This window comes from Aeromonas sp. s4 (assembly GCF_040907855.1).
GTDB classification, from domain to species: domain Bacteria; phylum Pseudomonadota; class Gammaproteobacteria; order Enterobacterales; family Aeromonadaceae; genus Aeromonas; species Aeromonas caviae.
Genome location: NZ_JBFOCP010000018.1, coordinates 46,739 through 60,071 on the forward strand (window position 1 = coordinate 46,739; position 13,333 = coordinate 60,071).

Consider the following 13,333-nt stretch of genomic DNA (forward strand, 5'->3'; position numbering starts at 1 on the left):
AAGGAGTGTCATGATGAAAGCCATATGGATGCTGGGACTGCTGACGCTGGCGGGTTGCACCAGTACCCCCAATACCGCCAAACCGGATGACCCGGATTTCGCCCCCGTCTACGGGGAGTCGGAGCCGGTGTCGGTGCGCCCGACCGGCGCCATCTTCCAGCCCGAGCAGGTCAACGGCATCTACTCGGACATCAAGGCGCACCGGGTGGGTGACATCATCACCATCCAGTTGGCGGAGTCGACCTCGGCGTCGAAAAAGGCCAACACCCAGAGCGGCAAGGACAACAAGCTGGCGCTCGACCCCGTCACCCTGGGTGGCGTGCCGGTCACGGCGGGGCCCTACGATCTGTCGGCCTCCATCGGCCAGAACAGTGCCTTCAAGGGGCAGGCCAAGGCGGATCAGAGCAACAGCCTGCAGGGCAACATCTCGGTCAGCGTGGTCAAGGTACTGCCAAACGGGAACCTGCTGGTGCGCGGCGAGAAGTGGATCATGCTCAACAATGGCAACGAATACATCCGCATCACCGGTCTGGTGCGCCCGGAGGACGTGAGCTCGGAAAACAGCGTCTCCTCCCAGAGGGTGGCCAATGCGCGTATCTATTACGGCGGTACCGGGGATCTGGCGAACACCCAGGAACAGGGCTGGCTCACCAGCTTCTTCAACGGCCCCTGGTGGCCCATTTAAGACTCAAAAGTCCGGGGCGTTCACGGGCCCCGGATCAGGAAGGTTTTGTTAGGAGATGTCATGAACCGATTCCGTCTGCTTGCTCTGCTGTGCTGCCTGCTGCCCTTCGGGCTGGCGCACGCATCCCGCATCAAGGACCTCGCCTCGGTGGAAGGAGTGCGCAGCAACCAGCTGATCGGTTACGGTCTGGTGGTGGGCCTGCCCGGCACGGGGGAGAAGAACAACGCCTTCACCGAGCAGACCTTCAGGACCATGCTCAACAACTTCGGCATCAAGGTGCCTGACAACATCAAGCCCAAGATCAAGGACGTGGCACCGGTGGCCATCCACGCGGATCTGCCCCCCTTCTCCAAGCCGGGCCAGACCATAGATGTCACCGTCTCCGCCATCGGCGAGGCGAAGAGCCTGCGTGGCGGCACCCTGCTCCAGACTTTCCTGAAAGGGCTGGATGGCCGCGTCTATGCGGTGGCCCAGGGCAGCCTGGTGGTCGGTGGCCTCGGGGCCGAAGGGGCGGACGGCTCCAAGGTGGTGGTGAACACGCCCACAGTGGGGCGCATCGCCAACGGGGCGACCGTGGAGCGGGAGGTTCCCAACTCCTTCAGCCAGGGCGACACCATCACCTTCAACCTGAACCGGCCGGACTTCACCACCGCCCGCCGTCTGGCGGACGTGGTCAACGATCTGGTGGGTCCGAACACCGCCCAGGCGATGGACGCCACCTCCATCAAGGTATTCGCACCGCGGGATCCGGCCCAGCGGGTCTCCTACCTCTCCACCATCGAGAACCTGGAAGTGGACCCGGCGAGCGAGTCCGCCAAGATCATCGTGAATTCGCGCACCGGGACCATCGTCATCGGCAGCGAGGTCAAGCTGCGCCCGGCGGCCATCAGCCACGGTGGGCTGACGGTGACCATCGCCGAGAACCAACAGGTCTCCCAACCCAATCCGCTCGCTGGCGGGCAGACGGCGGTCACCAACAACTCCACCATCAACGTGCAGCAGGATCCCGGTCGGATGTTCAAGCTCGATACCGGCGCGACCCTGGACGATCTGGTGCGGGCGGTGAACCAGGTGGGGGTCGCCCCCGGGGATCTGATGGCGATCCTGGAGGCGCTGCAGCAGGCGGGCGCGATCCAGGGCCAACTGGTCATTCTGTAATTTCGTGAGCGGCAAGCGGTTGCCACGGGCGGCAAAGAGGTAGGTTATGGCAGAGTTCGACACCCAGAGCGGTATCAATATTGGCATGGTGCAGGACGTCCAGAACCTGGACAAACTGCGCCAGATGAGCCTGAGCAAGGAGGGGAAGCAAGGGGCCCTGATGGCAGCCGCCCGCCAGTTCGAATCCATCTTCACCCAGACCCTGTTCAAGGGGATGCGCCAGGCCAACTCGGTGCTCACCGAGGGCAACCCGATGAACAGCAGCTACACCCAGTTCTATGAAGGGATGCTGGACGAGCAGCGGGTTGCCGACATGTCGAGCAAGGGGGGGCTGGGCATCGCCGAGATGGTGGCCAGGCAGCTCTCACCCGAGCAGACCTTCACCCATCAGGATGGCCGGGTACTCAAGCTGCCCCAGCGTACCGAGCGGGTCTACAAGCCCTATCAACCCCCCAGTGCCTCCAACGATCTGATTGCTGCCTCCAAAGTTGGCAAAGATTTTGCTGATAACGAAATGAAGGGTGAGCTGAATGGGGCCGAGCGTACGCTGGCCATGCCAAGACGCCCCCACCGCACCGTGCCGCCCATGGGCAGCAGCCAGAGGCCTTCGGCCCTGGATGGCAGCGCCAAGGTGTTTGACAGCCCGGAAGAGTTCGTCGACAGGCTGATGCCGCTGGCCAAGAAGGCGGCGGACAAGCTGGGGTTGAGCCCGGCGGTGCTGGTGGCCCAGGCCGCCCTTGAGAGTGGCTGGGGCAAGCGGGTGATCAAGGATGCAGACGGAAACGTGACGCACAACCTGTTCGGCATCAAGGCCGATCCGCGTTGGGAAGGCCCCAAGGCGGTGGTGAGCACCCTGGAATACGAGCAAGGGGTGGCCTCGCGCCAGAAGGCGGCGTTTCGCTCCTACGAGTCGTTCGAAGAGAGCTTCAACGACTACGTGGATTTCCTGACCTCTGGGAGTCGCTACAAGGGGGCGCTGGCCAAGGTGGACAGCCCGGACCGTTACTTCGAGGCGTTGCAGCAGGCCGGTTATGCCACCGATCCCCAGTACGCCAGGAAACTTAAACAAGTGTTGCGCAGTGATGCCATCGCCGGTTACTCGACGCCCGGCAACATTGCAGACAGGAACACAGAGATGGAGCTGTAAGCTATGGCAAGCGATCTGCTTGGAATTGGGACCTCGGGTGTGTTGGCCCAGCAGCGACTGCTGCAGACCACCAGCAACAACATAGTGAACGTCAATAGCCAGGGCTATGTACGTGAACGCACCCTGATCTACACCAATTCCGTCGGATTGGGGACGGGCGACATGGTGAGCGAGCGCATCATCAACGCCTATGCCCAGGCCGAGGTGCGCCGGGATACGTCCGCGTATCAGGCGGCCAACACCCGCTACGATCAACTGTTCCGGCTCGACAGCCTGCTCGGTGATGCCAGCAACAGCGTGGGGACCACCATCACCTCCTATTTCAAGGCTTTCCACACCGCCAACGAGTCACCGTCCGAGATCGGGGGGCGCAAGACGACCCTGAGTGAACTGAGCGGCATGGTGGACAGATTCCATACCCTCTCCGCCCAGCTCGACAAGCAGTCCGATACCATCAACGCCACCATTGGGGACGAGACGGACAGGGTGAACAGCCTGCTGAACAGCATCAACGATCTGAACCAGGCCATTGTCCGCACCCAGGGCTCCCCTGAAGAGAACCTGATGCTGTTCGATCAGCGGGATGAGGCCATTCGCCAGCTCTCCGAGAAGATGGAGATCCGCACCGTGACCCAGCCCAATGGCAGCATGCTGGTCAACATGAGCACAGGGCACTCCCTGGTGCTCGATGGCGGCGTGGCCCAGTTCAAGGTGGTGCCGGGGGACCCGGATTCCCGTGAGCCTTCCCTGCAGCTGACCCTGGGCAAGAACCAGGCCAGCATCAACGACCAGGATATTGGCGGTGCCATCGGTGGCCTCTTCACCGCGCGCCGTGATCTGGAGCCCGCCAAGCGGGAGCTGGGGCAGCTGGCCGTCGCCCTGGGGGATGCCATGAACCAGCAGAACCGGCTGGGGATGGATCTCGACAACGAGCTTGGGGGGGATCTCTTCACTCTCAAGGGAAGCCAGGGGCTGCCCTACGCCAGCAACCAGGGTAACGGGGCGGCCAGCGTCAACTTCGTCCCCGGCAAGGGGAGCGAGGTCACCACCTTCGATTACGAGGTGCGGTTCAACAGCGCCACCGGTTACGAGGTGTTCGCCATCGACGGCAGCGGGCAGCGTACCTCGCTCGCCACGGGGACCACGCCGCCAGCCACCTTCGAGGTGGCGGGGCACGGCATCGAAATCGATCTCTCCGGCACTCCGGTCGCGGGTGACAAGATCTTGTTGCAACCCACCCGGAATGCGGCTGCCAACCTGGAGCAGGCGATCACCCGTCCCGAGGATATCGCGCTGGCATCCCCCCTGAAGGCGGACAAGGGATCCCAGAACCTGGGCTCGGGCGAAATAACGCTGGGCGGTGTCTACAACACCGGCACGGGCTCGGGTTTTGGCACCAACACTCTGGACCCGAGTGCCCCCCAGGTCATCAAGATCGACGGCAGCGGCAACTACGAGGTCTATGACAAGAACAACAACCTGCTCGGTGTGGCCCCCGCCTCCAGCAAGGGGAAGAACCTGATGGCCGCCCTCGAGAGCCCCCTGGGGGGGCCCAAGGTCTACGCCGATCCGACCCAGAGCCCGGGCTATGAGTTCAGCATCACCGGCAAGGTGGAGGCCAACGACAGCTTCACGCTCAGCTACAACAAGGATGGCTTCGCGGACAACGCCAACGGCCTGGCGCTGGCGGAGCTCCAAAACAAGGAGCTGGTGCGCAAGAACAACAACGCCGCCACCAGCAACGACAAGATGACCTTCAACGATGCCTACTCGGGTCTGGTGAGCGGCATTGGCAACAAGACCAGCCAGGCCAAGACCCTGCTGCAGGCCAACGAGGCGAAGCTGACCCAGAGTACCGCCATCTTCGAGAGTGTCTCCGGCGTCAATCTGGAGGAGGAGGCGGCCAACCTCATCCGCTTCCAGCAGTCCTATGCGGCCTCGGCCCAGATAGTGAACACCGCCAAGACCATCTTCGACACCCTGCTCTCCTCCGTGAGGTAAGTCATGCGCATCACCACCAACATGATCTATGACCGCAACCTTGCCTCCATGAGCAAGGTGAGCGAGCGCCAGAACACCGCCTACAGCCAGTTGATGACGGGGGATAAATTTTCCCGTTCCGGGGAGGACCCGGCCGGCATGAGCCAGAAGATGGCGCTGACCAAGGAGATCGATCTCTTCAAGCAGTACGGCGTCAACGGCAGCCTGCTGGAGAACAGCCTTGGCCACGAGGAGACGGTGCTTACCTCCCTCAACAACGCCATGCTGAGTGCCCAGACTCTGATCCAGAAGGCGAACAACTCCGCCATGGGCTCCGAGGAGCGCAACGCCATCGCGAGCGAACTGGAGGGGCTGCAAAAGCAGATGTTCGACCTGATGAACAGCAAGAACTCCCAGGGGGAGTACATCTTCGGCGGCAATCAGAGCAAGACCCAGCCCTTCGTCAAGGATGCCAGCGGCAACTATGTGTTCCAGGGGGACACGGGGCAGCGCAACATCCAGGTCTCTCCCACGGTGCAGATCCCGGCCAACGACTCCGGTTTCGATCTGTTCGAGATGGTGGCGACCCGGCGCACCGCCAGCGCCGCCAGTGGCAACATCCAGGTGTCGGTGGCGGATCAGGGGAACTTCGAGAGCTTCTATCGCAACAACTATGATGCTTCCCTGCCGAGCAACCAGTATGCGGTCAGCACCCTGGCCGGGCCGCCGGACACCTACGAGATCCGTGACAGCGGTGGCACTCTGCTGCAAAGCGGCGACTATGTGGCGGGCAACAAGATCCCCTTCAACGGCCTGGCGCTCACCCTCGACCTCCCTGCGGGGTCGGCGACCCAGAACTTCGTGCTGGATACCCCGAAAAACGACAACATCCTCAATGGCATGTCCGATTTCATCTCCGCCATGCGCGATCCGACCCTGTCCGAGAGCGATTTTCAGCTGGCGGTCTCCGATGCCACCACTCACATGAGCAACGCCAGAACCAAGATAGACCGGGGACTGGGGGAGCTGGGGGGAAGGATGAACAGCCTGGAGCAGGTGATGAGCTCCAACGACGGACTCAGCACCCTGAACCAGCAGGCGCGGGCCAAGGTGTCCGAGGCGGACATGTACGAGGTGATCGCGGCCCTCTCCAAGGAGGATGCAGCCATGAGCGCCTCCCAGCTCGCCTTCAGCAAGATAAGCAAGCTGACCCTATTCGACTATATCCGCTGACGTTCGTCCGTTGACCGCAGGCTCCCCCGTGCCACGTACGGGGGAGCCTCGTTTCATGAAGAGCCCGTCGTCCGGCCAATTTGTAACAACCCGTTGCCAGGTGCCCGTTTGCCTTGACTCGACCTGCGCCTGGGCAGATGATGCCGCCCGCACGGTAGCGCCGTGCAATCAATGTTCGCAGCATCTCGTTAGGCGAGGCTCCTGCATAAACACAGGCCACTGATCTCACGACGTCCAGAGACGCCCAAGATCAGGACAGTTTTCATCGGATTAAGGTGTCAACCCAAGTGGCTTCCGGCATGCCGGATACGTTATGCAGTGCTAAAGCTGGTACGTGGGGATGAAAACACGCCGGACGGCGTCATTTCCTGCCTGTTACTCGTCAATCAAATTGCTGTTTTCTTGCCGTTGCATCCGGCCAGGTGCCGGAGGCGTTCAGGTTCGCCTGAAATCACATGAGGACATCTGTGATGAAGAAAACACACACCCTGCTCAATCGTCATCAACTGCTCGACCCGGTCGCCCTGCGCAACTGGCTGGCTCACAACCTGGATCCGGTGGCCCGTGCCGATCAGCTTCTGACCCTGCGCCCGGAAGAGCTCAACTGCATCTTCGATACCCTCTCCATGCCGGAAGGGGCGTCCTTGCTCGCCTCCCTCCCGGCGGAGTGTGCCGGCCATCTGCTGCTCAGGCTGCATGGCAGCATCGTGGGAATACTACAGGGCACCCTGGCCCGTCGGGACCTGCTGGCCATCCTGCGCAGGCTCGACGAGCACGATCGCAAGACCCTGCTCGCCCGGCTGCCAGACCCCGCCCGTAAAGCCTTCCAGTCACTGCTGGCCTGGCCGAACGAGTCGGTGGGGGCCAACATGCGCCACGAATACCTGGCAGTGGAGGCCGATGCGACGGTGGAAAGCGCCAAGCAGCTGATCCACGGGGCCTGGGATCAGGCCAGGCTGTTCGGTCATCTCTATGTGGTTGACGGCGAGCAGCGCCTGCTTGGCAGCGTCTCCCTCAAGTCGCTGCTGATCGCCGATCCTCTGCTGCCGGTAGGGGAGCTGATGGAGGGGGAGGCGGTGCGCATCAACGCCCGGGCGGATCAGGAGCTGGCGGCCCGCCTGCTCATTGACCGCGACCTCTCGCTCCTGCCGGTGGAAGATCAGGGTCGTCTGGTGGGGGTCTTCCACGTGGACGATGCCGCCGACATTCTGGAGCTGGAGTCCACCGAGGATGCGGAGCTGCAAGGGGGCTCCTCGCCGCTGGATACCCCCTATCTGCAGGCCACCCCCTGGCAGTTGTGGCGCAAGCGGGTGGGCTGGCTGCTGATCCTGTTCGTGGCGGAAGCCTACACAGGCACCGTGCTGCGGGCCTTTGAAGAGCAGCTGGAGGCAGCCATCGCCCTGGCCTTCTTCATCCCGCTCCTCATCGGTACCGGTGGCAACAGCGGTACCCAGATCACCACCACCATAGTGCGTGCCATGGCGGTGGGGGAGGTGAGCCTGAAAAACCTCGGCACCGTGCTGAAAAAGGAGATCTCCACCGGTCTGCTCATCTCGGCCGCCATCGCGCTGGCGGCCTGGGTGCGGGCCTGGAGCCTGGGGGTGGGGCCCGAGATCGGCATGGTGGTGACCCTGACCATCGTCGCCATCGTGCTCTGGAGCGCCACTGTCGCCTCGGTGATACCCATGGTGCTGCGTCGCTTTCGCATCGACCCGGCGGTGGTCTCCGCCCCCTTCATCGCCACCCTGGTGGACGGTACCGGCCTCATCATCTACTTCGAGATAGCCAAGCTGATCCTGCCGGATCTGCAGTAGGAAAGGACAAGAGACAAAAAAGGCAGCCATCGGCTGCCTTTTTGCACAGAGGAGCGGATCACCCGAGCTGGAACAGCAGGGGCCAGCCCTGCTCGTGGCAGTAGCGGTGCTCCTTTTCCAGGTTCTGCATCAGCAACTTGTTCTCGTCGCACCAGTCCAGGGGCAGGGTGACCACCAGCTGATCCCCGGCGGCCTGCACGTTCCACTCGGGCAGCAGGTTGTCCTGACGCCTGTGGTGGGCCGCCACCGCGAGGCGCAGGATGCGGATGCAGCGCAGCACCGTCTGCTCGTCGTGGTTGGGCAGGGCCGGCAGCTCGGAGAGCTTGAGCCCCTTGCGATGAAAGCGCACCAGGGCCGCCAGCAAGGCCTGATCGTCCTGGTTGAAGCCGGGCAGGTCGGTGTTTTGCAAGATGTAGGCGGAGTGTTTGTGGATGCCGCTGTAGTTGATGGCAAGGCCGATTTCGTGCAACCGCGCCGCCCAGCCGAGGATGGCGCGATAGGGCTCTTCCGGCATCTCCCAGGGGCCGCTCAGGGCGTCGAACAGGGAGAGGACGCTGCTCTCTACCCGGGTGGCCTGGCGCTTGTCGATGCGATAGTGGGTGCTGAGCGCAAGCGCGGTACGTTCGCGAATGTCGTGATGCTGCAGGCGCTCCTCGAACTCGTAGAGCAGCCCTTCGCGCAGGGCGCCGTCGGAGTACTCCATCCGCTCGATGGGCAGGGAGGTGAAGAGTCCGAGCAGGATGGCCACCGCGGCGGCAAAGACCCCCTGACGCTCCTCGGTGAGGCCTGCCAGTTTGAGCTGGTCGACCCGTTTGTGCTTGAGCATCTCTTCCTTCAGCCGCTCCAGTCCCGCCAGGGTGATGGCACCATCGGTCCACTCTTCTCCCTGCAACACGTCGCGCACGGTGCGGATGGAGCCCGAGCTGCCGAGGCAGCTCTGCCAGCCCAGCTTGCGGTACTGGTTGATGATGGGGGCGAGCTGGTGCTGGGCTTCCAACACGGCGGCGTTGAAGGCCTTCTCGCCGAGCTTGCCGTTGCCAAAGAAGCTCTGGGTGAAGCTCACGCAGCCCATCTTGCGGCTGGTGAGCGCCTTGTGCTCAAACCCTTCGCCAATGATGAGCTCAGTGCTGCCGCCGCCGATGTCCACCACCAGCACCTGGCCCTCGATGTGCTGGGTATGAGCGACCCCTTGATAGATGAGGCGGGCCTCTTCCTGGCCGCTGATGATCTCGATGGGGTGGTTGAGCACCTTGGCCGCCTCGCGCACGAAGTCGCGGGCGTTGCTGGCGCGGCGCAATGTGTAGGTGCCGGCGATGCGGATCTGATCCGGCTTGATGTTGGTGAGCCGCTCGGCGAACAGGGCGAGGCAGTCCAGCCCGCGCGCCATGGCCTCCGGGGACATGCGGCGCTGCTCATCCATCCCTTCGGCGAGGCGCACTCGCTCTTTGATGCGATCGATGATCTGCATCCGCCCCTCGGTGAGGCGGGCAATGACCATGTGGAAGCTGTTCGAGCCCAGATCGACAGCGGCGTACAGACTATTGTCCATGGTTTGACTCTATGCGTTTGAGGTAGTCGTAAATCGCCACCTGGGAACGGACCTTGCGGCGGTTGCCCCGCTTCACGTACTCGTTCTTCTGGTCGGCATCGATCACCCGCGCCTTGCAGGTATCACTCAGTTGTAGCTCGAGAATGTCGAGGATGCGCTGCTTGAGCCGCTCGTCATAGATGGGGGTGCCCACCTCGATGCGACCGTCGATGTTGCGGCTCATCCAGTCGGCACTGGAGATATAGAGCTGGGGATTGCCCTTGTTGTGGAACACCATCACCCGCGGATGTTCGAGGAAACGGTCGATGATGCTGATGACCCGGATGTTGTCGCTCAGACCCGGCACCCCCGGGCGCAGAGCGCACATGCCCCGGATGATCATCTGGATGGGCACCCCGGCCTGGCCGGCGGCATAGAGCCGGTTGATGAGGTCTCTGTCCACCAGATTGTTGATCTTGAGGGTGATGCCGCTGGGTTGCCCCGCCTTGGCGTTGGCCAGCTCGTTGTCGATGAGGCGATAGAGCTGGCGGCGGCTGTTGATGGGGGAGACCAGCAGGTGGTTGAACTTGTAGCGCCGATAGGGGTACTCGATGTACTCGAACACGCTTTCCACCTCGGCGGTGATGTCCGGATGGCGGGTCAGCAGGGAAAAGTCGGTGTAGATCTTGGCGGTCTTCTCGTTGAAGTTGCCGGTCCCGATATGGGCGTAGCGCACCGCCTCGCCGTTCTCGTGGCGGGTGATGAGGCAGAGCTTGGAGTGGATCTTGAGGCTGGGCACCCCGAACACCACCTTGACGCCTGCGTCGGTCAGGATGTTGGCCCAGTCGATGTTGGCCGCCTCGTCGAAGCGGGCGCGCAACTCCACCACCACGGTCACCTTCTTGCCGTTGTTGGCGGCGTCGATGAGGGAGTGGATGATCCGCGACTTCTTGGCCACCCGGTAGATGTTGATGCGAATGGCGCTGACCGCCGGGTCGAAGGCCGCCTGGCGCACCAGCTCGGTGAAGTGGTGGAACTTGTGGTACGGGTAGTAGAGCAGGATGTCCTGCTTGGCGATGGCGTCGAAGGCGTTGACGAAGCCGTCAAAGTCGCGGCAATCCAGGGCCGGCAGCTTGGGGTTTTCCAGATAATCCCGGCCCACATTGGGGAAGCCGATGAAATCCTTGAAGTTGTGATAGCGCCCACCGGGCATGATGGCGTCGTAGGAGCTGATCTGCAGCTTGAGCTTCAAGAAGCTTATCATGGCCGCCGGCATCTCCCGCTCGTAGACGAAGCGCACCGGCATGGCGGTGAGGCGCTGTTTCAAGCCGTCACTCATCTTGTCCACCAGGCTGAGGTCCAGCTGGTCGGAGAGGTCATATTCGGCATCCCGGGTCAGCTTGACCGCGTAGGCGGCAATCTCGTCGTAGTCGAAGAAGCCCTTGAAGATCTCGTCCAGACAGAAGCGGATGACGTTGTCCAGGATGATGATCTGCTTCTTGCGACGGGTGCCCTCCGGCGGTAGCTGGAAGAAGCGGGGCAGATCGTCGGTGGGCACTTCCACCAGGGCGTACTGGATCACCTGGCCGTTCTTCTTCATCTCGATGGCGAGATAGGTGTGCTCGTCTTTCAGGAACTTGACCGGGTTGACCTCCTTGTTGAGGAGGATGGGGATGATGTGGCGCAGCACCTTTTCCCGAAAGAAGATCCGCAGCCACTGCTGGATGGACTCGGAGAGCTGGCTTTCGTTCACCAGGAAGATGTTGTGGCGGGCCAGCGCGATCAGCAGCTCCTTGTAGGTGTTGTCGAACGCCTCGCCGAGCGCCATCACCTTCTGCTGGATGGCGCGCAGCAGCACCTTGGCCTCGTCGTCGCCGCCGTGGACTTCGTTGATGAGGATGCGGCGCTTGACGTCCGACACCCGTACCTTGAAGAACTCGTCCTGATTGGAGGAGAAAATCCCGAGGAAGCGGACCCGCTCGATGAGGGGTACCGTCTTGTCCATCGCCTCTTGCAACACCCGTTCATTGAATGAGAGCCAGCTAAGCTCTTTCTCTTCATACTGCTTGTCGGTGCTCATCTGGTGCCTCTTTGCTCTGGTTGCGTCTGCGCGGAAGTTATGGCGTCAAACCATGACAAATTTATGACAGGCGACACTATTCGCTCAGATCCTGATCGATGTCGACGACGAGGTCGTCGGAGAGGGACTCCAGGGCCGTGACGAGATCGTCCAGTTCGAGTTGCGGCGGCAGGGCCACCAGGGCGTGGGCATAGAAGAGGGGGGCGCCTGAGTGGGGCGCAGGTTCGCAACCTGTGGTGAGGTCGGCGACGTTGATGTTGAGCTGTCGCAGGATGCTGGCCACTTCGTGGACGATGCCCGGTCTGTCGTTGCCGGTGACGCTCAGCATCACCTGATGGGCCGGTTGCGGGCTGAGCTGTCCTTCGGCGAAGCTCACGGTGAGGCCAGGCAGCATCACCAGGGCCTCGCACAGGCTGCGGTAATGCTCGTCAGGCACGGCGACGTGCAAAATGCCGGCAAATTGCCCCGCCAGCTCGCTCATGGAGCTGGCCAGCCAGTTGCCCTGCTGCCGGGTGATGGTATCGGCCAGGCTCTCGACGATCCCGGGTTTGTCTGCGCCGATCACGGTGACGACCAATTGCTTTTGCATCCTGCTCTCCTTGAATGGGGCTGCGTGGGGTCCGTTGACACCTGGCGGCGACGGGGTGCGCGCCAGAACGTCCATGGGCTCTAGCATTGTGCCTGCTGTGACAGGCCATATGAAGCCCGCCTTGCGCAAATTCAGTGAAAAAACGCGAATGCCGGGACGGGCTTGATTTCTGCGCTGCCTGAGTCGCTTTCCCCGTGGTAGAGTGTGCCCCTTCCTCTGGTGTGAACTGAATTTGTCTTGTAAACGGGATGTGCGTGTATGAATAGCCTTGTCGTATCGGGAGCCGTGTTGCTGGGGTTGCTCCTGCTGGTGATCGTCTGGCGCAGGGAGAAAGGGGGCAAGGCCGAGCCCTATGATCTGCAGGAAACCTTGATGAGCCCAGCCGAGTGCACCTTCTTCGGGGTGCTGGATCAGGCGGTGGGGGACAAGGCCCGTGTCTTTGCCAAGGTACGAGCCTCCTATGTACTGACGCCCGACGCGCACCTTGGCAAGGGCAAGCGCCAGCAGGCGCTCGGCAAGATAGGGGAGAAGCACTTCGATTTTCTGCTCTGCCACCCGGCGGATCTCTCTTTCCTGTGTGCCGTGGAGCTGGATGACGAGGGGCACCGCCACCAGAAGCGCAAGGTGCGGGATCTCTTCCTGAAGGCGGCCTGCGATGGCGCCGGCCTGCCGCTGTTGCAGATCCCGGCCAGCAGCCACTACCAGGTCGACGAGTTGCGGGAGCAACTGCTGCCCCTGCTGGCGAGAACGACGGCGCCGGTGGATGACCTGCTGCCCGGCGAGCGCCGCGAACCGACCTTCAGCCCGCTGCTGCTCGATGGTGTCGATCTGGGCACGTCACACCCGGGGGCTGCCAGGGAGCCCCAGGTGCCGCCCCCCCAGGCCGAAGAGGCAATGCCCGCGTTGATGGAGGAGAATCCCTTCCTCGATCCGGATGAGGAGGAGCCCCGGAAGACGACCCCTCATTGCCCCCGCTGTGCCGCGCCCCTGGTGGCACGGGAAGCACGAAAGGGTCCCCATGCCGGTCGCCTGTTCCTCGCCTGCAGCCGGTTTCCCGAGTGCCGCTATGCCGCTCCCCAGGAGAGCGTGAAACACTGATCCCTCCTCTGACGCCGCACC

Annotated in this window: 10 protein-coding genes and 1 riboswitch; of the genes, 7 read left to right on the forward strand and 3 right to left on the reverse strand. The window is 62.6% G+C overall.

The genetic code is table 11. From position 1 onward, the window contains the following. Nucleotides 1–13: 13 nt before the first annotated feature. The 6 genes from flgH (at nucleotide 14) to mgtE (ending at nucleotide 8,017) form a co-directional block, all read left to right on the forward strand. Entirely contained in the window at nucleotides 14–685 is a 672-nt protein-coding gene (gene flgH, locus AB5Y89_RS04175) for a flagellar basal body L-ring protein FlgH (RefSeq protein WP_010675289.1), read from the forward strand. A 60-nt stretch (nucleotides 686–745) separates the two neighbouring features. Next, nucleotides 746–1,843, forward strand: coding sequence for a flagellar basal body P-ring protein FlgI (locus tag AB5Y89_RS04180; protein ID WP_010675288.1), 1,098 nt, complete (start codon nucleotides 746–748; stop codon nucleotides 1,841–1,843). Nucleotides 1,844–1,889: 46 nt separating this feature from the next. Then, nucleotides 1,890–2,990, forward strand: a complete 1,101-nt coding sequence (gene flgJ / locus AB5Y89_RS04185; protein WP_069652528.1) for a flagellar assembly peptidoglycan hydrolase FlgJ — start codon at nucleotides 1,890–1,892, stop codon at nucleotides 2,988–2,990. 3 nt (nucleotides 2,991–2,993) lie between these two features. After that, on the forward strand, nucleotides 2,994–4,991 hold the full coding sequence (gene flgK / locus AB5Y89_RS04190) for a flagellar hook-associated protein FlgK (protein ID WP_042017550.1): 1,998 nt from the start codon (nucleotides 2,994–2,996) through the stop codon (nucleotides 4,989–4,991). A 3-nt stretch (nucleotides 4,992–4,994) separates the two neighbouring features. Then, on the forward strand, nucleotides 4,995–6,203 hold the full coding sequence (gene flgL / locus AB5Y89_RS04195) for a flagellar hook-associated protein FlgL (RefSeq protein WP_368222926.1): 1,209 nt from the start codon (nucleotides 4,995–4,997) through the stop codon (nucleotides 6,201–6,203). A gap of 177 nt (nucleotides 6,204–6,380) precedes the next feature. Further along, nucleotides 6,381–6,550: riboswitch (M-box (ykoK) riboswitch) on the forward strand. Nucleotides 6,551–6,673: 123 nt separating this feature from the next. Then, nucleotides 6,674–8,017, forward strand: coding sequence for a magnesium transporter (gene mgtE / locus AB5Y89_RS04200; RefSeq protein WP_042017552.1), 1,344 nt, complete (start codon nucleotides 6,674–6,676; stop codon nucleotides 8,015–8,017). 58 nt (nucleotides 8,018–8,075) lie between these two features. On the opposite strand, the gene ppx is transcribed toward mgtE, so the two are convergent. From ppx to AB5Y89_RS04215, 3 genes are all read right to left on the reverse strand, one after another. After that, nucleotides 8,076–9,566 (reverse strand): exopolyphosphatase, encoded by a 1,491-nt coding sequence (gene ppx, locus AB5Y89_RS04205; RefSeq protein ID WP_042864118.1) that lies wholly within the window; start codon nucleotides 9,564–9,566, stop codon nucleotides 8,076–8,078. After that, a complete protein-coding gene (gene ppk1 / locus AB5Y89_RS04210; protein ID WP_010675282.1) occupies nucleotides 9,556–11,625 on the reverse strand; it encodes a polyphosphate kinase 1 in 2,070 nt (689 codons plus the stop codon). The genes ppx and ppk1 overlap by 11 nt, the downstream gene beginning before the upstream one ends. Nucleotides 11,626–11,701: 76 nt before the next feature. Continuing rightward, entirely contained in the window at nucleotides 11,702–12,214 is a 513-nt protein-coding gene (locus AB5Y89_RS04215) for a glycine cleavage system protein R (protein ID WP_010675281.1), read from the reverse strand. A 258-nt stretch (nucleotides 12,215–12,472) separates the two neighbouring features. Here AB5Y89_RS04215 and AB5Y89_RS04220 point away from each other — a divergent pair, with 258 nt between their 5' ends. Next, complete coding sequence (locus AB5Y89_RS04220; RefSeq protein WP_029314755.1) at nucleotides 12,473–13,312, forward strand: DUF2726 domain-containing protein; 840 nt, start codon at nucleotides 12,473–12,475, stop codon at nucleotides 13,310–13,312. Nucleotides 13,313–13,333: the final 21 nt, after the last annotated feature.